At 40.3% G+C, this 19,828-nt stretch carries 20 protein-coding genes; 19 read left to right on the top strand and 1 reads right to left on the bottom strand.

Features of this window, described 5'->3' with window-relative positions; all coding sequences use genetic code 11:
- The first annotated feature begins 6 nt into the window (after positions 1–6).
- The 15 genes from ABIM45_07480 (at position 7) to ABIM45_07410 (ending at position 15,531) form a co-directional block, all read left to right on the top strand.
- Positions 7–1,107: a DUF6754 domain-containing protein gene (locus ABIM45_07480; protein ID MEO0239740.1), complete on the top strand. Its 1,101-nt coding sequence runs from the start codon at positions 7–9 to the stop codon at positions 1,105–1,107.
- 9 nt (positions 1,108–1,116) lie between these two features.
- The gene (locus ABIM45_07475; GenBank protein ID MEO0239739.1) at positions 1,117–1,911 is read left to right on the top strand and encodes a hypothetical protein; all 795 of its coding nucleotides are present in this window, start codon (positions 1,117–1,119) and stop codon (positions 1,909–1,911) included.
- 11 nt (positions 1,912–1,922) lie between these two features.
- Positions 1,923–2,747 carry a hypothetical protein gene (locus ABIM45_07470; GenBank protein MEO0239738.1) on the top strand — a complete coding sequence of 275 codons (825 nt, stop codon included), beginning with the start codon at positions 1,923–1,925 and terminating at the stop codon, positions 2,745–2,747.
- The gene (locus tag ABIM45_07465) at positions 2,744–3,388 is read left to right on the top strand and encodes a hypothetical protein (GenBank protein ID MEO0239737.1); all 645 of its coding nucleotides are present in this window, start codon (positions 2,744–2,746) and stop codon (positions 3,386–3,388) included. Before ABIM45_07470 ends, ABIM45_07465 begins: the two co-directional genes overlap by 4 nt.
- Positions 3,388–3,861 (top strand): signal peptidase II, encoded by a 474-nt coding sequence (gene lspA, locus ABIM45_07460; protein ID MEO0239736.1) that lies wholly within the window; start codon positions 3,388–3,390, stop codon positions 3,859–3,861. The genes ABIM45_07465 and lspA overlap by 1 nt, the downstream gene beginning before the upstream one ends.
- Positions 3,858–4,820: a hypothetical protein gene (locus ABIM45_07455; protein ID MEO0239735.1), complete on the top strand. Its 963-nt coding sequence runs from the start codon at positions 3,858–3,860 to the stop codon at positions 4,818–4,820. Before lspA ends, ABIM45_07455 begins: the two co-directional genes overlap by 4 nt.
- A gap of 19 nt (positions 4,821–4,839) precedes the next feature.
- Complete coding sequence (gene hutU / locus ABIM45_07450) at positions 4,840–6,492, top strand: urocanate hydratase (protein ID MEO0239734.1); 1,653 nt, start codon at positions 4,840–4,842, stop codon at positions 6,490–6,492.
- A gap of 27 nt (positions 6,493–6,519) precedes the next feature.
- The gene (locus ABIM45_07445; protein MEO0239733.1) at positions 6,520–7,857 is read left to right on the top strand and encodes an exopolysaccharide biosynthesis polyprenyl glycosylphosphotransferase; all 1,338 of its coding nucleotides are present in this window, start codon (positions 6,520–6,522) and stop codon (positions 7,855–7,857) included.
- A gap of 63 nt (positions 7,858–7,920) precedes the next feature.
- Complete coding sequence (locus tag ABIM45_07440; GenBank protein MEO0239732.1) at positions 7,921–9,033, top strand: hypothetical protein; 1,113 nt, start codon at positions 7,921–7,923, stop codon at positions 9,031–9,033.
- 18 nt (positions 9,034–9,051) lie between these two features.
- A complete protein-coding gene (locus tag ABIM45_07435) occupies positions 9,052–10,005 on the top strand; it encodes a glycosyltransferase family 2 protein (protein ID MEO0239731.1) in 954 nt (317 codons plus the stop codon).
- Positions 9,986–11,404, top strand: coding sequence for an O-antigen ligase family protein (locus tag ABIM45_07430; protein ID MEO0239730.1), 1,419 nt, complete (start codon positions 9,986–9,988; stop codon positions 11,402–11,404). Before ABIM45_07435 ends, ABIM45_07430 begins: the two co-directional genes overlap by 20 nt.
- Positions 11,401–12,576: a glycosyltransferase gene (locus tag ABIM45_07425; GenBank protein MEO0239729.1), complete on the top strand. Its 1,176-nt coding sequence runs from the start codon at positions 11,401–11,403 to the stop codon at positions 12,574–12,576. The genes ABIM45_07430 and ABIM45_07425 overlap by 4 nt, the downstream gene beginning before the upstream one ends.
- 21 nt (positions 12,577–12,597) lie before the next feature.
- A complete protein-coding gene (locus ABIM45_07420) occupies positions 12,598–13,809 on the top strand; it encodes a glycosyltransferase family 4 protein (protein ID MEO0239728.1) in 1,212 nt (403 codons plus the stop codon).
- Positions 13,810–14,424: 615 nt separating this feature from the next.
- Positions 14,425–14,736, top strand: coding sequence for a hypothetical protein (locus tag ABIM45_07415; protein ID MEO0239727.1), 312 nt, complete (start codon positions 14,425–14,427; stop codon positions 14,734–14,736).
- 12 nt (positions 14,737–14,748) lie between these two features.
- Positions 14,749–15,531, top strand: a complete 783-nt coding sequence (locus ABIM45_07410) for a hypothetical protein (protein ID MEO0239726.1) — start codon at positions 14,749–14,751, stop codon at positions 15,529–15,531.
- A 69-nt stretch (positions 15,532–15,600) separates the two neighbouring features.
- Here the strand turns inward: ABIM45_07410 and ABIM45_07405 are convergent, their stop codons facing one another.
- Positions 15,601–16,416, bottom strand: coding sequence for an EFR1 family ferrodoxin (locus ABIM45_07405; protein MEO0239725.1), 816 nt, complete (start codon positions 16,414–16,416; stop codon positions 15,601–15,603).
- 77 nt (positions 16,417–16,493) lie between these two features.
- On the opposite strand from ABIM45_07405, the gene lepB reads away from it, so the two are divergent.
- The 4 genes from lepB to ABIM45_07385 are packed head-to-tail and all read left to right on the top strand — an operon-like array spanning position 16,494 to position 19,823.
- On the top strand, positions 16,494–17,186 hold the full coding sequence (gene lepB / locus ABIM45_07400) for a signal peptidase I (GenBank protein MEO0239724.1): 693 nt from the start codon (positions 16,494–16,496) through the stop codon (positions 17,184–17,186).
- Complete coding sequence (locus ABIM45_07395; GenBank protein ID MEO0239723.1) at positions 17,183–18,130, top strand: hypothetical protein; 948 nt, start codon at positions 17,183–17,185, stop codon at positions 18,128–18,130. Before lepB ends, ABIM45_07395 begins: the two co-directional genes overlap by 4 nt.
- Complete coding sequence (locus tag ABIM45_07390; protein MEO0239722.1) at positions 18,131–18,763, top strand: hypothetical protein; 633 nt, start codon at positions 18,131–18,133, stop codon at positions 18,761–18,763.
- 4 nt (positions 18,764–18,767) lie between these two features.
- A complete protein-coding gene (locus ABIM45_07385; protein MEO0239721.1) occupies positions 18,768–19,823 on the top strand; it encodes an L-threonylcarbamoyladenylate synthase in 1,056 nt (351 codons plus the stop codon).
- Positions 19,824–19,828: the final 5 nt, after the last annotated feature.

Raw genomic sequence — 19,828 nt, 5'->3', positions numbered from 1 at the left:
GTATTTATGAAGCTCGCTATCCTCTTATTTTTGTGGCAAGCTTCCCCCGTTAATATGAAAGCCTACGATACACCAAACGATGCAGGGGGAAGCATTACAATAACCTGGGAACTTGATAGTTCTTGGGTGGTTAGCCGAATAGAAATCTACAGGACTCAGGATCTCAATGCACCTGATACATTGATTGAAACTCTGTTTAAGCCGGAAACCCAGTTTCAAGATATAGGTGTTATGGATAAAAAACCCTACTATTACAGAGTTCTGATTTACCATGGAGATACCTTGGTGGCTGAAGGTAGAACCACTGAACCCGCAATAAGTACTCAGCAGTGGTTCAACTCCAAAAGGTTATCGGTATTGATTATCATTTTGATTTATACTGCCTTCCTCCTCTATTTCATTATGAGGGCAAGAGTAGATAAGAATCTCTTTATCAGGAAGATTGCGGGTCTTGAGGCTATCGACGAGGCCGTTGGGCGCTCCACGGAAATGGGAAGACCAATACTTTATATAATGGGGTTGGGTTATATCAGTGACATTCCAACTGTAGCCTCTCTTGCTATTTTGAAGAGGGTTGCCTATAAGGCTGCGGAGTATGAGGCAGATGTAATTGTACCGTGCTATGATCCAATTGTAATGGTTGCAGCCCAAGAAACGGTAAAAGAGGGTTATATTGAGGCTGGCAGGCCCGATTTGTATAAAGAATCCAATATTTACTTCCTTACTTCAGACCAGTTTGGCTATGCGGCTGGAGTTGATGGTATTATGATGAGGCAGAGGCCTGGTGCAGTATTTCTCCAAGGTTACTTTTACGCCGAATCTCTGATCCTGGCAGAAACCGGACATTCCATTGGTGCTATCCAGATATCTGGAACCACAGCGGTCACGCAGCTACCTTTCTTTATCGCTTCCACTGATTACACTTTAATTGGAGAGGAAATGTATGCGGCCAGTGCCTACCTTTCGAGGGATGCCCTTTCACTCGGTACCATAAAGGGTGAAGACTACATTAAAATGGTACTTGTGATAATTATTCTCATTGGTTCACTTATGGAAACTTTTGGTATAGGTAATCATATGCTTATTAACTTCTTTAACATTTTTTAGGAGGGTGAGATGAAAAAAGAGATTCCACTCGCGATAACGTTTATTTCGGGATTCTTGCTTGTTTTAGCCCTATTTATTCCCCATAAGCCCTTCGGAAACCTTGAGGAGATCTTCAACGATTGGTACATCATCGTTTCCGGTTTTACGATGCTTCTTGGTATTGATAGTCTTTTGGAATACAATTTTAAGAAGATCAGGCGGAAAGAAAAAGACGCCCCATACTCCTTAATTTTGATTCTGAGTTTTTTCCTTACACTGATTTGGGGCGTAACTGAGATCGTAAGGACCCCAGAACATAATCCTTTCTCACCAACCTCTACTTTTTCAAAGTACTTTTACAACTCCATTTTTATGCCTTTACAGTCCACTATGTTTGCAATCCTTTCATTCTTCATCGCCAGTGCCGCTTACCGTGCCTTCAGGGCAAAGGAGTTCAACTCAGCCCTGCTCCTTGTTTCCGCAGTAATTGTAATGTTAGGGAGAATTCCCCTCGGTCAAGGCGCCGCTCCCTACGTAATTACCGTAATATTTCTCATATTTGCATGGTATTTCTATGCTGAATCGGTAGGGATTACTGAAACGGGAACCAAACTTCTTTATATACTGGTTGCTGTTGCTTTTATTGCTCTTATATATCCTATTGGGTGGGTTTACCTGAAACAACACATACCTTCTTTTGCTGACTGGGTAATGAACGTGCCTCAGATGGCCGGGAAGAGAGGTATAATGATCGGAATAGCCCTCGGTGGAATAGCTATGTCCATAAGAATTATTCTTGGTATTGAACGTACGTATATGAAATAGGAGGAGAGAATATGACGGAATTTTTTAAGAAGCTTGCGGGGATCGACAGGAGGATAATTTACCTCACAGTCTTCTTAGCGACGGCGATTCCCATATTGACTAAGAAGACGATGAAGATAGAACCTCTCCCAGAGGTAAAGAAGGCTTACGAATATATAGAAAGTTTGCCTGAAAGTTCAATCGTAATGGTTTCCATAGACTACGATGCCGCAAGTATGCCTGAGCTTCAGCCTATGCTGGAAACCTTCCTACATCATGCCTTCCGTAAAAATTTGAAGGTTATAATGTTAGGGCACTGGGCGTTGGGTCTCCCCCTTGGACAGCAGGCCTTAGAGGATATCGCTAAAAAATACAACAAGATTTATGGTATTGATTACGTTTTCCTGGGGTACCGTCCTGGAGTGGCAGCAGTTATAATAAATATGGGCAAAGACATAAAGAGTGTGTTTTCCAGTGATTACAAATATACGCCGATAGACTCTCTTCCAATTATGAGAAGTGTGAAAAATTATAAAGACATTAAGCTTCTGTTCGGCCTTGAAGCCGGTGCTGTGGGTGATGCATGGATTCAGTACGGTTATGCACGATACAATCTCCCGATCATTCTTGGAACCACTGCAGTTATGACTCCGGACTATTATCCCTATATGCAGGCAAACCAAGTGGTGTCGGTTATTGGCGGATTGAGGGGGGCAGCAGACTATGAGACCCTTGTTGGAATTCCTGGTCAGGCATCCATTGGCATGCTTGCGCAGTCAGTGATTCACTTGGTAATTATTGCTTTTATAATAATAGGTAACATTGGTTTTCTTGTTTTAAGGAGGGCGAAGAAATGAGCAACATAATTTGGACTTGGGTTGCTGCCTTTTTTACCCTTGCTATCTTGTCCTTTTTGTACAAGGATAATCCCTTTTATAAGTTTGCAGAACACGTATATGTGGGTAGCTCAGCTGCTTTTATGGTGCTTTACGTCTGGGTTTTTGATGCCTATCCTAAGCTGGTTATGGGTTTCACTGAGAAGGTAGGGGTTCAGAGATATTTATTGGTTATTCCTCTTATACTTTCCCTCTTTATACTTTTGAGATTCGTTAAGCCCCTTTCCTGGCTATCCGTTTGGTCAATTTCTTTTACCGTTGGTATGGCGGCTGGGCTTGGTATTACAGGGCTAACTCAAGGATTTCTTGTACCCCAGGTTCAAGCGTCGATGCTTCCTCTGTTTGTAAAGGGCTCAACGGTAGGTGAGACGATTCTTTATACTTTCAATAATCTGATTATTGTCTTCGGAACGTTATTCACCATACTTTACTTTTATTTCTCCAGGGAACACAAAGGGGTTCTTGGTGTGTCCTCTAAGGTTGGCATAACCATCTTAATGATCACCTTCGGGGCATCCTTTGGTTACACGATTATGGCACGTATTTCCCTTTTAATTGGTAGAATATACTTCTTGCTCCATAACTGGTTGAGATTGGTTTAATGAAAAAGGTACTTCTCATCTTTGCCTTGCTCTTTTCCTTAGACAGGATTACCAAATATCTTGTAGTAAAGTTTCTACCCCTTGGCTCGGAAATAAGATTGATTGGAGAGTTTGTTAAAATCACCCATGTACGTAATCCACATTCCCTATGGAGTATCTCCCTTGGACGAAATTTTCCTTACATAATCCTTGGCGTTGTTGCCATTGTTTTTCTCATTGCTTTGATTCTTGATTCTATTAAATCTAAAAATATTTTAAATGCAAACCTTTTTGCAGTTATTCTGGCGGGAGTCGCTGGCAATATTGCAGACAGAGTACATTTTAGAGAGGTTATAGACTTTATCGATATCGGCCTTTCACCCACTCTAAGGTGGCCTGTGTTTAATGTTGCCGACTCCTGCATCTCGATAGGACTTGCAATTTACTTTATAATGGTACTTAAGGAATATTTTGCCAAAAGGAGTCAAAAATGAAGTTGTTGATTTTGATGGTTGCATCATTAACTAATCTATATACAGGAGTTCAGTATGGCGACCAACTGGAGCGCAGAGGCTTGCCTCTCCTTGAGTCCTTTGGGAAATATTACGTTTCTTTCACTTTCAACAGTGCCCTTGTTAACGAATACAGGTATCAGTACCTTTACGACTCTTACAACAACACAGTAGGACGGCAAATCACCTACGAGAGAAGAAATTATTATCTTGTAAAGCCAGATGTGCTTTTGGGATTGGGCTTCTGGATATTTAAAACCTACCTTTATTTCAGAGAAGTTGTCGATTTGAACTACATTTATGAAAAAATCCAATACAACTCAAGTTACTTGGTTGAGGATACATTAAGAATTGAGAGAAAGGGTGGTATTTCTGAGGGTGGTCTTGTTGTTTCCCTTAATTTCTCAGGTTTTCAAATGGCTACGGGACTTGGCCTCCTGAAGAAAGATATGCCCTCGTCAGTTCAAAGGTCTGTAAGGCCTGTAGCGGCCTTTGGATATTCTACAAAATCCTTTGGAATTTTAACCCAGTTTTCAACCAAAGTAAAATTTCCCGAGGAAAATTACTACTCTATGCCAAATCAAGTTGCCCTTTCGGGATATTACAGTCCTGCTGTAAAGTCAGGTGCCAGGATTGATTTTGAATTTTTGTATAAGCGATTTTCAAAGCTTGATACCACTCTCACAGATTATTGGTTAGGTTCTGTTGGAATATCCCATACTTTCCGCGATATGACCTTCTTGCGCGTAGGTGGAGTTTTGGAGAAGAGCTTTGTGAAGGACATCTATGTACCTGGAATAGATGTAGCACTCGGTTATAAAATGAGCCCATTTTATTTTGGAATTAATTTAAGCAAGGCCTTTATCAGCTATTCCCAGGGAACCGAGCTTATTGAGGAGAATCCATTAAAAATTGGTTTTAATGTCAAAATAGCAAATTAAATTTTTTGGGGGTGATAACATGTCCACAAGGGTCATTAGGGCTCCGAGGGGAAACAAGTTAACCTGTAAAAGCTGGCTCACAGAAGCGGCAATGAGAATGTTGATGAACAATCTTGACCCGGAGGTTGCGAAGGATCCCGCTAATTTAATTGTGTACGGAGGTACAGGAAAGGCAGCAAGAAACTGGGAGTGCTTTGATGCCATAGTTGAGACCCTTAAAAACCTGGAAAATGACGAAACTTTGCTCGTTCAATCAGGAAAGCCTGTGGCAGTTTTTAAAACCCACGAGTGGGCTCCAAGGGTCTTGATTGCCAATTCAAATCTCGTCCCCAAGTGGGCTACCTGGGAATACTTTAGAGAACTGGAAGAACGTGGCCTTATAATGTACGGCCAAATGACGGCGGGAAGTTGGATTTACATAGGAACTCAGGGGATTCTCCAGGGCACTTACGAGACCTTTTACGCAGCAGCCAAGAAACATTTTGGCGGTTCCCTTAAAGGGAAGGTAATCCTTACCGCAGGGCTCGGTGAAATGGGGGGCGCTCAACCACTTGCTGCGACAATGAACGATGGGATCATGCTCGCTGTTGAGGTCAATCCATGGGCGATTGAAAGAAGGCTGAAGATGGGGTATCTTGACACCTGGACTGATAACCTCGACAAGGCTCTTTTTATGATTGAAGAAGCGAAAAGAGAAGGTAAGCCTCTTTCCATAGGACTCCTTGGGAACGCAGCAGAGGTTCACCCCGAGTTAGTAAAGAGAGGATTTATTCCCGACCTTTTAACGGACCAAGTTGCCGCTCACGATCCATTAAATGGGTACATTCCCAAAGGACTTACTGTGGAAGAGGCTGCAGAATTGAGGAAAAAGGATCCACAGGATTACTTGAAGAGAGTGGGTGAATCAGCAGCCATTCACGTCGAAGCGATGTTAGAGATGCAGAAACAAGGTGCCATAACCTTTGAGTACGGTAATAACCTCAGAAGACTCGCCTATGACAATGGAGTAAAGGATGCCTTCAATATCCAGGGCTACGTTCCTGCTTTCATAAGGGATCTCTTCTCTGAGGGTAAAGGTCCCTTCCGGTGGGTTGCCCTTTCAGGGAATCCAGAAGATATCTATAAAACCGATGAAAAGGTTTTAGAGCTCTTTCCCCATGATGAACATCTAAGAAAGTGGATTAAGATGGCAAGGGAAAAGGTACATTTCCAGGGATTACCTGCAAGGATATGCTGGTTGGGACAGGGTGAGAGGATGGAATTTGGACTTGCAATTAACGAAATGGTGAGAAAGGGCGAGCTTGAGGCACCAATAGTTATTGGAAGGGATCATCACGATACAGGTTCCGTAGCCTCACCCTATAGAGAGACTGAAGCTATGCTGGACGGATCCGATGCAATAGCGGATTGGCCTATCCTTAACGCCCTTTTAAATGCATCTTCTGGAGCCACCTGGGTGTCTTTCCATCATGGAGGCGGTGTGGGAATAGGGTATTCTTTACATGCAGGAATGGTTATTGTTGCTGATGGTACCGAGTTAACCCAGAAGAAACTCGAGCGAGTCCTTACCAATGATGTCGGTATTGGTGTGGTTAGACACGCTGATGCTGGATATAAGATTGCAATAGAAACGGCAAAGAAGCACGGCCTCAAAATGCCTATGTTGAAGTAATTTGCCTCGGGGCATACCAGTGTGAATATGCTCGGTAAAAGGGTTTTAAAAGACGCGATAAGGTTTTTAGCCCTTATTTCAGCGGATCTCTTAAGCTTTTACCTATCTGTTTATCTTTCTTTTCTTACCCGTGCCTTTCTGGGGATGGTTCTTGAAAATTTTCTAACTACTTTCAGACAGAATCTTAAACTTTATACCTTTTTCTGGGGTTTGCCGTTCCTGTTCATCCTTGTATTGGCCTTTGACGGGCTTTATACCGAGCGTAGATATTTCTGGGACGAATATAAGGCTTTTCTAAAATCCTTAGTGATATACTTCTTTTTGCTTTTTACCATCCTTAGCCTTACTCATGGTATTACAAGATTTTCAAGAGGAGTCCTTGCTTTTGTCCCCCTGTTCCTTATTTTCTTTTTCCCTTTATTCAGATACTTGGTGAATTTAATGCTCTACCACTTAAAAATCAGGGAAAAATGTCAGTTTGTTGGGGATGAAAAGAGCTTCGAGAAATTTAAAAAGGCTGTACTTTCAGATAGGTATGCAGGGTTTGAATTAGGAGAGCCGGCAATATACGTATTCGTTGCAACCTCCATAAACGATTTTGAGCAAAAATTAAGGGAATTGCAGCAGATCTACCGATACGTATATATTTTCGATGATGCTGGGCGATACTTAGTTTCGGAGTTCCAGCCAGTGTTTCCCATTGGGAAGGGCATTACAATGTTCGAATTGCAAAACAAGTTGCTTGATCCTAAAAGAATGGCCTTAAAAAGAGCTATTGAGCTTATGCTTGCGATTGTGCTTCTACCCCTGTTACTTCCTCTTATATTTTTTATTGGTGTTGCAATAATTCTCGATTCGAAGGGGCCAATCTTCTATTCGCAGGAAAGAATTGGTAAAGGTGGAAAGCCTTTCAAGTGTCTAAAATTCAGAACAATGTACAGAGATGCTGATTCAAGACTGAAGGAAATTTTGGATAAGGATGAAAAGGCGAGGGAAGAGTGGCAAAAATATTTCAAATTAAAAAACGATCCCAGGGTTACAAAAGTAGGAAAGTTTTTAAGAAAAACCTCCCTTGATGAATTACCCCAAATTTTTAATGTTCTAAAAGGGGAAATGAGTTTTGTGGGCCCACGTCCCGTGCTCCGCAGAGAATTAGAGGAATATTATAAGGAGTTCTCGCGTTACTACTATGAAGTTCGCCCAGGTATAACGGGACTCTGGCAGATATCCGGGAGAAATGAATTGGATTACGAGCAACGGGTTAGGCTGGATGTCTGGTATGTCCTAAACTGGTCCTTGTGGCTCGACTTTGTGATATTTGTGAAGACAATCAAAGTTGTTTTGAGTGGAAAGGGCGCTTATTAAACTTTAAAAACCACCCTATCTTTTGTTTTTGAATGAGTTTTTAAGGTAGTTTATAATTAACCTATGAAAAAATTTTATCCTGCAATTTCGCGATATTTTAAGATTTTTTTTATTGTTTACCTTGTGGGTTTTCTTTTAGCCCTTGTACTTTTTTTTACCTTACCTAGAAAGTATAAGGCGACTGCAGAGATAATGCCGACTTTAGAACCTGAATTGATGATGACTATAGGTTCTTCCCTTGCAAATATAAACCCACTCCTTGGGCTAATGGTTTCGCCGGCAGATATTTACGCCAGAATAACTCAGTCAAGAGCCGTGTTATATCCAGTCATAGATTCCCTTAATCTTAAGCAGAGATTTAAAACTAAAAGCTATATAAGGGCTTACAGAAAGTTACTCAAAGGAATTGAAATTAAGTCATACACAGAAGGTATAATCGAGATTTCTTATGAAGACAAAGATCGGCAATTTGCTGCTGACTTAGTAAACCTTGTTGTAAGAGAACTGGACCGCTTTAATAAGCAAACAGTGATGACGAAGGGGAAGGCTTTAAGGGCTTTTCTCGAGCAAAGACTGAAGGAGGAGGATCAGCTAATCGGTACCCTCCGTGATTCTTTGGAGAGATTTCAGAAAAAGTATGGAACCGTTTCCCCTGAGGATGAATACAAAGAGTGGGTTTCCTCTTATTTCGATATTTACAAGGGCTACTTACTGAGTAAGGCAGAATATGACTATTTGAAAGAGATTTATTCTCCTGAAAATCCTATTTTGAATATGAAATTGAACGAACTTCAGGTCTATGAGAAGCAACTCAGGGATTTTGCTAATGAAACAAGATCTGATTCTTCGCAGGCGAAAGCACCCAGAATTCTAAATTTCCCTTTAAGGACTGTACCGGAGCTGGCTAAGACCTACTGGGATTTGTTTGTAAAGATAAAAGCGCATGAAGAGGTTTACACCTTCTTGTTTACGAAGTACGAGGAGGCTAAGATTTTGGAGAAGAAGGATACCCCCACATTTACTGTTATGCACTGGGCAGAAGTCCCTGACTATAAAAGTTTTCCAAGAGGTACGATTCTTGTAATGTTCTTCTTTTTCATAAGCACACTGATCAATATCCTCCTTTTCATGTTTGGTGAATTGAAAGAAGACGGTCTTCTTGGCAAGATTTTGTAAATTTGAATCAGCCTATTTATGAACTATTCAGCAGTTATTCCAACCTTTAAGAGGGGAAAGGATCTAAAACGCTGTGTGGTAAATCTCCTCAGTCAGACCTTGAAGCCATCCGAGATAATAATTTCCGGTGTTGAAGGAGACGCTGAAACATACGAAGCATTTAAAAGTCTTAAGGAAATGTACCCTGATGAGAATATAAGGCTTGTAGTGACGAGTGTCCGAGGTATTTCTGCTGGGAGAAATAACGGCCTTTTAAACGCAAAGGAAGATTTGGTTCTTATGGTTGATGATGACGTTGAATTACCCCCCAATTTTGCGGAAAAGGGATTTGATAAGTTATCACATTACGGTGCTTTAATAGTTACAGGGTTGGAAGAAGGTTTAAAGAAACCTCCTAAGATGCAGAATTTTATCAGGAAGTTATTCTTTTTCGACTACTATGATAAAAATAAGCAGATTTTATTGCCTTCTGGTGCGAAGGTAATGGCTTATTGCCCTTCTTCTGATATAAAAGCTGAATACCTGGGCTCTCACGTTTGGCTTATGAAAAGAGAGGTTATAAACCACATTAGATTTGATGAGACTATGGTTACCTATTCTCATCGCGAAGATCAAGACTTTTCTTATTCAGTCTATAAGAAGTTCGGTCCAAAGCTCATTCTTTCCCCAGATTTAAAGTTCAAACATTTGCATGCACCGGGAGGGAGATTAGGACAGGGAAGAATGTCCCATATCATTGTTTATAATCTTATGCTGAACTTCAGAAAGCACTTTTTCAACAAAAAAGGGGCCAAAATAATCTTTGAGTGGTCTCTTTTAGGATTGATATTACAAAGTTTGCACCAGGCAATTAAAAAGAGAAATGTCACAATTTTCATAGAAACTTTTAACGCTGTGGTTAATGTTATAAACAATTGGAATTTAATCAAACACTATAAATTCTCAAGGCTCTATGAAAAGCTTAACCAGTAAATACTTTGATTTAGATGAGTTCAAGAAGTTACTGATTGTTTTTGTTACTTTCTTTGTTTTATCACTTGTTGCCGCATGGATTGGTGATTTGAAGTTTGGCCTTAAGTTGGCCTTGTTAGCCTTTTTCATCATTGCTGCCCTAACTGCTGCAGACAGGCCGAAATGGGTATTTTTATTGTATCTTCCATCCATCCCGCTGAGTTCGGCAGTAATTCTGTTTACTCCTTTCTTTAAAAGGTTTTCAGGGTTTTTTGTTGAAGTGCCCAATGTTTATGCCCTCTACAACTCTTTAGCCAGACCCGACGGTATATATATCTATACGATTTTGGAGGCCATATTGCTCTTTATCCTTACCTATCAAATTGCAATGAAACAGTCCTTAAGATATAAAAGCGCCCTCCTTTTCATACTCTTTTTTGTCACTTCGAGCTTCTTTAGTATCTTCAGTGCGCTAAATGTGACAAGGACGTTCTTTCAGAATATTCACCTTCTTTTCTCTTTAGTGATGTTTTACTTCTCCCTTCAACTCTGGAATGATCAAAAATACGAAGATTGGGTGATTTTTGTCCTCATTATTCTAATCCTTCTAACAGTGGTTGATGTCATCAGTTTAAAAGCAATAAAGATGCTATTAGCAGGTAAATGGATTATTAGAGAGGTTGGAAGGTTTAATACTCCCAATCCACCTGCCCATCTTGCTGGAATGGGGGTAATTTTTTCTCTCTACTTAGCCTTTAAAAGGCGATTTCCTTCAAATATTCTGTATTTTGGGTTTGCGGGTATTCTCCTCGTTGTGATTTTATGCACCGGTTCAAGGAATGGCCTGATTTCCACAATGATAGCTTCTTTTCTATTTCTTTTCTTTGCAACGAAAAGCAGAGAGAATTACAATTGGATTTTGGTAACGATTACAGGATTTGTTTTTTTGGTAGTTTTTTACAAACTCGGACGCTTGGTGTTTCAACTCAGGTTGAACCCTAAGTTACTTTTATATGATACCTCTATACTATCAAGGTTTTTGCTTTGGAAAAACTCTCTCCGCTACTTTATTGCTCATCCTTTTTCTCCCGTGGGTACAGGGAACTTCTTTTATTTTTATGGTTCTCTCGGCCTGCCTTTCGCCCACAATTTTCTTATAAACCTATTGATCGAGTCGGGACTTGTTCCCTTTCTAATGGCTTTATGGGCTTATTTTCTTGGGATTAAAAAAATAGTTGGAAAAATCGTAGAGTTTTTTAAGCTTTCCGAGGTTAGAAAAGAAGAGCTTGTTGCGGTGGCTTTTATTTTGTATATGATGCTGTTATTTTCAGTTGATCAATTCTTATATGATGGAAGTTTATGGAGGTTTATGCTGGTTTTCCTTTCCTTTTCGATATCAAAGCTATGGAGAGAAAGGTGAGGAAATCGCTTCTTAGGATCGCAGTTGTTCATCCTCTTTTTGGCTGGGGTGGAACAGAATCTGTATGTTCCTGGGTTTTGCAGGCCTTACAGGATGATTACAATGTAACTCTTTTGACTTTTGACAAAGAAGTAACCTTAGAGCGTTTGAATAAATTTTATGGTACTTCGATAGATCCCGAAAAGGTTGAAATTATGCGCCTTAAAGTACCTAAGACCTTGGGTACGAATATGTCCCATTTAGCCTTGCTCAGACAGCACTATATGATGAGGGTTTGCAAAAATTTAAAGGACAATTTTGACATCTTCTTCAGCACCTATAATGAAATGGATTTTGGGAAGCGCGGTATTCAGTATGTTCATTTTCCTTTTTTCGTTGGCTACGATTATTCCAGATTGAAAGAGGAAACTTACTCAAAAATCTGGTATCATAGGCCCAATCCTGTGAGAAAAATTTATGAAATTATTGGTCATAAAATAAGCGATTTTGATATAAATAAGGTTTTGAAGAATTTGTCTCTCGTCAATTCTATGTGGACAGCACAGATTTTTGAATCGGCCTATAAGGTCAAACCGAGGGTTCTTTGCCCACCCGTTTTTGTCCCTGCTTCCGAGGTTAAGAAGTATTCCTTGCCCGTTGAAGATCGCGAAATGGGGTTTGTTGCTGTTGGTAGGATTGAACCGACCAAAAGGTATTTAGAGGTCATTGAAATTATAAAGAAGGTGAGGGAGAGTGGGATTAATGTACACCTTCACATCGTAGGGAAACCGGGGAATGAAAGGTATTTCAAAGAGGTGGTTGCCCTTTCCGAGGTAAACACCGACTGGTTATTTGTTGAAACAGATCTGAACAGGGAGCAGCTAACCCAGTTACTTGGTTCCCATAGGTATGGGATCCATGGCAAAGTTAATGAACACTTTGGTATCGCAATAGCGGAAATGATTAAACTCGGAGTCTTGCCTTTTGTTCATAATAGTGGCGGGCAGGTTGAAATTGTGGATATTGAAGAACTTCGCTATAATGATGTAGATGATGCTGTTAAAAAAATTATTCACGTTTTGAAAAATCCAGAGTTGGAGAAGGATTTGAGGGTTAGTGTGTCGCAAAGGGCAGAAACTTTCTCAGAAGTTAATTTTGTTAACGAAGTTAGAAAGATAGTAAATGATTTTTAAGTTAGCTTTTAGGATGGAACTATGGAAAAGTCCATTTTGATTATCAGTAGTCATTATCATCCCGAAACAGGTGCTGGTGCTAAAAGGGCCACCTCCTTTGCAGAATTTCTTGCCAGCAAAGGCTGGAAGGTGACAGTAATTACCTTATTGCCTAATTATCCTTACAATAAAATTTATGAGGGATATGAAAAGAATGAATTCCTCGATAAATGCGAAAATGGTGTAAGGGTAATCCGTTTAAAACCTTTAATGGTACCGAGAGAGAACCTCTTTTTAAGAATGATAGCTGAATTCTCCTTTGCTGTTAAGGGCTTTATTGAGGGTCTAAAATATAGGACCGGAATAGTATTTGTAACCACTCCTTACATGCTATCTGCACCATCTGCCTACTTATTGTCACGATTAAAGAGGTCAATTTTCATCTGGGACATAAGGGACTTGACATGGCTCTATCCAAAGTTTGCTGGCAAAAAAACTTTCGGATTTTCGGGTATTTTTGATTGGGCAATGAGAAAGATTGCTTCAAAGGCAGATCTTGTTATCACACCTGCGAATGGAATAAAGATGTATTTTAAAGATACACGCTCAAAACTCAAGGTAGTACCCAATGGAATTACCAAAAACTTTTTAGAGGCGACTCAGCGTATATCTGCCTTCTATGCTAAAGAAAGTAAACCTGTGATATTGTATGCTGGTATTTTGGGATATATGCAGGATCTTTCGGTTTTTATTGAAGCAGCAAGGAAATTACCTGAATATGAATTTTTGTTGATTGGCGATGGTCCAGAGAAGACCCTTCTTGAGAAAAGGTCAAAAGGTCTAATTAATGTAAAATTCATACCTTACATAAAGCCACGGGAATTGTGGGAATTTTACGAAAAGGCAAGGGTATGTGTTGCTCTTTTAAGAGCAGGAGAAATTAGCAAAATTGCTGAGCCTTCTAAGGTTTGGGAATACATGGCGGTAGGTAGGCCTGTGGTATACTGCGGAGAGGGACCATTGGCAAAATATCTGGAGGAGAAAGGTCTTGCTGTTGTCTGCCCACCGGGTGACCCCGAGGCCCTTGCATCCGCTATTAAAAAGGTTGTTGATTCGCCTGAACAGGCGAAAGAAATGGCAAGGAGAGCCAGAGAGTTTGTAGAGAAAGAAAGGGTGAGGGAGAAAATACTGGAGGATTTTGAAAGGGAGTTGCAGGATTTGTTGTTGAAAAGGGGAAGGGTGAGAAGTGGATAAAAAGGAGCGAATTTTGCACTTGCTCCTGAATAAGGCATTAAAATCGTATATTTTGCGGAAAACTTATAGAAGTTAGAAAGCTCTTTACTTTAAAGATCTTTCTTTATACTTTCACACTTTGTCGACTCTAACCCTTACTCAAATACGTGCTTCCTCAAAATTAGCCTATTTGAACTATTACCTATTGTAGTTTTGATGCCCATTCGAGCCCCTTTTTCTTGTTGAAAGCCTAGTCAAGCTCCATTAGTAATTTGTTTATCACTTGCGTTAATTTTACTATCTCTATGTCATTCCTCTAACTCACAAACCTCCTTTTTACTTCTTCACTTACACCTTCTGCTCTTATCATAAAGCGCTGTTTAGAGGCGTGTCTATCTAATATCTCTTTGCTCTTCTACCTTTTTTCTGTTTTCGACAACCATTTTCCTTTGTTAAGACCACGCTGTATTGCTTCTCGCTTACAGAATAGAAAATGCAATACGGTCGCCGTTTTATTGTTTTGATATTTTTGATGAAACAATACCATTTCGAATAGATTAATTTTGAGGAACGCCGAAATATTGACATTTCGAAGTAGATCATCTATTATTTACATACTAAAAAAGGAGGTTACATATGAAGAAGTTTTTAAGCATCGCAGTAGTCAGTGGGATAGTGCTGCTGATGAGCTGTGCCAGCCCATCTCAGGTTAATGAGCTCCAGAAGAAGGTGGGCGAGATGGATGCACAGATTACCGCACTTCAGGCAAAGATCGATTCTCTAAATGCCACTATTGAACAACTTACACAGGCAACGGCTCAGGGTGTTTCTGCTGCCAATTTTGCAAAGGTCTCCGCTGATGTACAGGCTTTGAAAGGCAAAATTGCAGACCTTGAGAAGAAATATCAGGAACTTAGAACTGCAGTTGATGTCTTAAAGAGAAAGTAAAGGAGGGGTACAATGAAAAAAGTATTATATCTTCTCCCTGTAGCAGTGATGTTGATACTGGCTTCCTGTGCTCAGCCTGTCGGTGATATTACGCCGAGTGGCATTGAAGTAGCAGCCTATGGAGACGGGACACAGGTAAAGTTAACCTGGGAAGCTCCAGTGGACGAAATCGATGGTTATATTCTTTACTTTGGCAACACGCTTGTTGATACCATCGCCCCCACAATAACAAGCTACATTCATAACCCTAACGGATATGTAGATGTTTACAAACTTTATGGATACAAGGGGGATTCCCTTTCCGAACCTGTGACAGCTTCCATAGTACCTGTTACCTCAACCAATATAACAGTTTATGAATTCAACAATTCCGCAGGACCATCAGGATTTGGATTTAATGACCAGTTCCAGTGCGTAGCCTACCCAGTTAGTGGTACGAATGCACAGCAAAATATCGACTTCTATTATACGGACTGGCAGCCAGGTTATGTTGGTAGTGATTTATATTTAGCTTCGGCAGATCAGATTGCCAATGACCCTGGAAGAGTAAACGCTCCAACCACTGGTTGGAGGTCAAATAAGATATTAAAAGCTTCTCCATCCAGTGGGGTCGTTCAAGAACCAACCCTTGAAAAGGATTTCGCCGTTGACAATGCGGTTTATTGCTTCAAGGTAACGAGGATTGATGGTTGGCACTATGGAACGCTAAAGCTCGGCGGTGTTGCCAGCGCACAGACAACCATCGTTGAGGCGAAGATTCAGAAAATTCCTGGCCTTAAAGTGATAGGAAGGTAAACTAATAGGAAGGCTTAAAACAAAGAGGGGCCCCGCAAGGGGCCCCTTAATTTTTTTACACATAAAAGTTTAATTCAAAACTTTCCTAAAATAGTTAGCTTCTTTTCCTATCTTGTATCTGGCTTTTCCAATGGTCCTTTTTCCCACCTGAATCGCCTCTTGAGGACACCTGTGGATACAGGCGGTGCAGAATTCACAGTCGTCTCCAAATAGAACTTTTCCCTCTTCGATTTTTATGTTGCTCCGGGGACAAACTCGTACGCAAACTCCACACAGATTACACTTTCCATCGGCATAAAAAAGCCTTTTCCAGGTGTTTACTTTTTCCCAGAATTTTTTTGCAATGAATTCCGTCATTAAACCGTAGAGTTTTTTGTGCAACCTTATTTCCTTTGGAGAGTGAACGGCCTTGATGATGGAGCGGTAAATAATTTTAAGCTTGTAGGGGAAAATTTTGTTCGGTAAAAGGTAAAATTTTTCAAGAGGGGTGTTTTTCTTAGCAGTTAAAAGGAAAAGGGTATCAGTTAGGATGATATCGGAAAATCCCCTTACTTTGTAGCCTTTTCCTTTTAAAATTTTATGTAATTCGTAACCTGAATTTCCAAGGATTAGTCCCTTCGTAAAAATGAGATAGAAGGGGCTGTTTCCATTTTTTAAAGATTTTACAAACTCTAAGACTGTTTCCGGTGCGTGGTAGGCATAAACGGGTGAAACAAGGATAATAAGATCATAGGGGGTTAGATCTACTTCACCAATTTTCTTATTTATCATTTTTAATTGTGCCTCGTAGCCATCTTTTAAAAGCCTATCCTTTATGGTGGAGGCAACCAGAAGGGAATTTCCAGCCCCGGAGTAGCACAAAATTAGAAGTCTGAACCTGTTCATAGTGTTATTTTAATGGCAAAAAGTTGGATTTTAAAAGCTGCTTTGTAAGGCCATATTCCTTGATTTATAATTGAAATGTGAAAGATCAAAAATTTCGGAAAACTGTAGAGTCAATAATTTGGACTATTTTTATTGTATTTTTGCTGAGAGCCTTTGTAATTCAGGGCTATGTGGTGCCTTCCGGCTCGATGGAAAATACTTTACTTCCCGGAGATTTTTTGCTTGCCTTGAAATTCACTTACGGTCTTGAGATTCCCTATACAGGTATAAAATTTTTTCAGTTTAAAAAGCCCCGCCATAGAGAAATTGTAATTTTCCTTTATCCTGTTACAAAGAAACAGGATTATGTGAAAAGGTGCATCGGACTACCCGGTGATACCATTCAAATAATCAATAAGGTGCTTTACATTAATGGGGTCAGGCAGGAGGAAAAGTACGTTGTCCATAAAGACCCGACAGTCATACCGCCTCTTGTGGAGTTAACTAACGAGATTTTAAGGCGGGATTATCAGAGAGCCTGGGAATCAGGCAAATTCATGCAGGAGCCGAGGGTAAGGGACAATTTTGGCCCGGTTGTAGTACCTGAGGGTTATTTCTTCGCCATGGGTGATAACAGGGATTACTCTTTTGACTCGCGGTTTTTTGGCCCTGTACCTTTAAAGTACCTTAAAGGAACCCCCCTCATTATTTATTTTTCCATAGACCTTCAGGCACCTCTCTGGAAAAAGATAAGGTTCAACAGGTTTTTTAAGATCATTCCCCTTTTATGAATTTTTTAACTGAGCCTTCTTCCTTATCACAGCTTATCAGTAAGGAAGTACTCGTTTTCGAGCTTGGATTTGGAAATGGCGATTTTCTAAAGTACTTGAGAAATAAGTATCCTGACGCCTTGATTGTAGGTGCAGAAGTTGCCAATCAATTTGTTTTGCTTGCCCATAGGAAACTTAAACGGGAGAATGTTCAAAAGGTTCTTCTTTACAGGGGGGATGGAAGGTCCCTTTTGTACTTTTTTGTACCGGATAACCGGGTTAATGCAATCTATATAAACTTCCCCGATCCCTGGGAAAAGCCGTCAAAGGAGAATAAAAGGCTTACTTCAAAAAGGTCCTTGATGGTCTACTATTCGAGGTTAACGAAGGGGGGAAAACTTTTTATTGCGACGGATTCGGACATTCTAAAAAATTACCTCAGGGAATCTCTTGCGGATATTGGCGTATCTTACATTGAGACTCAAGATTCCCCTTACGAGGACTTTTTAACAAAATATGCAAGAAAGTGGATAAGTTTAAATAAACCAATAAGTTACTTTATAATTGAAAAGCAGGACGAGAGAGTTTTAATACCCTATGAGGGTGTTGAGGGAATGCCTAATTTAATTTTCAAGGTTAGGGACAATTCCATTGATTTCTTGGAAAAGGTCGAAGGACTTCTCCCTATGGAGTTTAAAGAGGGAGAGTTTTTCTACAAAATCGACAAAGTTTATGAGTATAAAAGGCAGGAATTCCTCTTCAGGGTGATTCACGCTGAGCCCTTTTTGAATCAAAAGTATTACATTGTGCTGCGCTTTCACAACGATAAGGGATTTTTGGAGCTTGATGATAGAAACAATATCATTATTTCAAAGTTTGTGATAAAGGTCTTCAGGGATCTGGCCAAAAAGGTTTTTGATTTGTTAGGCAAAGAAATAATCTTTCAAAACCTGCGGGAGGTTTAGATGAAAAAGCTACTTTTCCTTCTGCCCTTTTTAATTTTTAATGGCTGTTTTCTTGGTACTTTTAAAAGTGCCGAGCCCATTGGAGCGGGCAATGTTGAAAAAAGTTTGTATTTCAATTTACCCCTTTATTATTCTTCCGATTACAGAAACGAAGCTAAGGCCTCAGGGACCTTTTACTCGAGAGCCAATCTCGGTGGCATGGTTGTATTTGGGGCTTCGGATAACATGGATTTTGGGTTAAGATATGATCTCGCAGAGGGACTCGGCCCCCAACTAAAATTGAGATTTTTACACGTTTCACCAATAAGTGTAGCAGCAGCGGGTGGTTTTGGCTACAACTTCTTTGCCCAGGGTTTTTCTTGGGATGCGGAACTTTTGACCTCCTCAAAAATTTCCCAATATAGTTCCTTGTATTTAGCCCTTTTGGCACATCATGCCCCCGATTACAGAAATTTGAGCAAGATATCTGATTACTTCGATGTAAAACGTTTTAACAACTTCTTCGCCGTTGCCTTAGGAATTTCCTTCCGTAATTTTGAGACAATAAGATTTCCGTCAGGCATGAACATGGAAGTGGTTGTTCCCTTCGACAAATACCCGCCTATTATTTGGGGGTTTAACTTCGCCTTTTGACGATATGGAAGACCTTTTAAAAAAGGTAGTCGATATACTCAAAAAGGATGGAGTTGTAGCCGTTCCTACAGAGACAGTTTATGGGCTTGTGGCAAGAGCATCCTCAGAAAGGGCCGTCGAAAAGATTTTTACAATTAAGAGAAGAGAAAGGATTAAGGTTTTGCCCTGTTTTGTTAAAGATATTGAGACTGCAAAAAAGTTGTTCAGAGACTTACCCTCATATGCAGAAAAACTGATGAGCAAATACTGGCCAGGCCCATTAACCCTAGTCGCCTTTGCATCGGATGTTGCTCCTAAGACTTGTGTTTCCGAAGAAGGCAAAATTGGAATAAGGATTCCCAAAACGGAATTTTTGCTTGAACTCCTAAAAATTGTAAATGAACCCTTAGCATCAACCAGTGCCAATATTTCAGGGGAACCTCCTTTAAAAACAGGGAGGGACGTTTCTGAAACCCTTGGTAGTGAAGTTGATTTTATTGTAGATGGGGAATCAGGCAATATCCCTTCAACGGTTATCGATGTTTCTTCAGAGAATCCATACATTCTAAGGAAGGGCTTGATAAATTATTTAGATATTGAAGAAACGGCGGGTAGGATAGCCAAGTTTAGCAAAGGGCAGAAATTTACCCTCATTTTTTTATGCACGGGCAATACCTGCAGAAGCCCGATGGCTGAAGCCATATTTTCTCGAATGATGAAAGATTATGAAAATCTACAAATACTATCAAGGGGGACGATACAGGTTAACGAAAGGCAAATAAATCCAAAGGCGCAACTGGTCCTAAAAGAGATAGGAATTGAAAACTATTCCCACGTTCCTAAGGCGATTACTGAGTTTGAAATGGAGTTGGCGGATCTCATTATTGCAATGGCGAGGGAGCATATTGATTGGCTTCCGGAAAAATATAGATTTAAGGCTAAGCTGATAGACCCGGAGGGTGGGGATTTGGAGGATCCGATCGGGGCTCCGGTCAGCACCTATCGGTTTGTAAGGGATAAAATTTTGCATTACCTTGAAAATTACTGGAAAGATTACTTTGAAAAGAGGCTTGAAAAATAGGGGGT

The organism is candidate division WOR-3 bacterium (assembly GCA_039803545.1).
Classification (GTDB): domain Bacteria; phylum Hydrothermota; class Hydrothermia; order UBA1063; family UBA1063; genus UBA1063.
The sequence above is the reverse complement of the archived record's forward strand: the minus strand, read 5'-3'. Positions and strand labels throughout refer to the sequence as shown.

What these genes read in the sequence shown, in the direction of transcription:
- ABIM45_07480 (MEO0239740.1), top strand. Translation starts at nt 7, where the DNA reads ATGAAGCTCGCTATCCTCTTATTTTTGTGGCAAGCTTCCCCCGTTAAT.
- ABIM45_07475 (MEO0239739.1), top strand. Translation starts at nt 1,117, where the DNA reads ATGAAAAAAGAGATTCCACTCGCGATAACGTTTATTTCGGGATTCTTG.
- ABIM45_07470 (MEO0239738.1), top strand. Translation starts at nt 1,923, where the DNA reads ATGACGGAATTTTTTAAGAAGCTTGCGGGGATCGACAGGAGGATAATT.
- ABIM45_07465 (MEO0239737.1), top strand. Translation starts at nt 2,744, where the DNA reads ATGAGCAACATAATTTGGACTTGGGTTGCTGCCTTTTTTACCCTTGCT.
- lspA (MEO0239736.1), top strand. Translation starts at nt 3,388, where the DNA reads ATGAAAAAGGTACTTCTCATCTTTGCCTTGCTCTTTTCCTTAGACAGG.
- ABIM45_07455 (MEO0239735.1), top strand. Translation starts at nt 3,858, where the DNA reads ATGAAGTTGTTGATTTTGATGGTTGCATCATTAACTAATCTATATACA.
- hutU (MEO0239734.1), top strand. Translation starts at nt 4,840, where the DNA reads ATGTCCACAAGGGTCATTAGGGCTCCGAGGGGAAACAAGTTAACCTGT.
- ABIM45_07445 (MEO0239733.1), top strand. Translation starts at nt 6,520, where the DNA reads ATGCTCGGTAAAAGGGTTTTAAAAGACGCGATAAGGTTTTTAGCCCTT.
- ABIM45_07440 (MEO0239732.1), top strand. Translation starts at nt 7,921, where the DNA reads ATGAAAAAATTTTATCCTGCAATTTCGCGATATTTTAAGATTTTTTTT.
- ABIM45_07435 (MEO0239731.1), top strand. Translation starts at nt 9,052, where the DNA reads ATGAACTATTCAGCAGTTATTCCAACCTTTAAGAGGGGAAAGGATCTA.
- ABIM45_07430 (MEO0239730.1), top strand. Translation starts at nt 9,986, where the DNA reads ATGAAAAGCTTAACCAGTAAATACTTTGATTTAGATGAGTTCAAGAAG.
- ABIM45_07420 (MEO0239728.1), top strand. Translation starts at nt 12,598, where the DNA reads ATGGAAAAGTCCATTTTGATTATCAGTAGTCATTATCATCCCGAAACA.
- ABIM45_07415 (MEO0239727.1), top strand. Translation starts at nt 14,425, where the DNA reads ATGAAGAAGTTTTTAAGCATCGCAGTAGTCAGTGGGATAGTGCTGCTG.
- ABIM45_07410 (MEO0239726.1), top strand. Translation starts at nt 14,749, where the DNA reads ATGAAAAAAGTATTATATCTTCTCCCTGTAGCAGTGATGTTGATACTG.
- ABIM45_07405 (MEO0239725.1), bottom strand. Translation starts at nt 16,416, where the DNA reads ATGAACAGGTTCAGACTTCTAATTTTGTGCTACTCCGGGGCTGGAAAT.
- ABIM45_07395 (MEO0239723.1), top strand. Translation starts at nt 17,183, where the DNA reads ATGAATTTTTTAACTGAGCCTTCTTCCTTATCACAGCTTATCAGTAAG.
- ABIM45_07390 (MEO0239722.1), top strand. Translation starts at nt 18,131, where the DNA reads ATGAAAAAGCTACTTTTCCTTCTGCCCTTTTTAATTTTTAATGGCTGT.
- ABIM45_07385 (MEO0239721.1), top strand. Translation starts at nt 18,768, where the DNA reads ATGGAAGACCTTTTAAAAAAGGTAGTCGATATACTCAAAAAGGATGGA.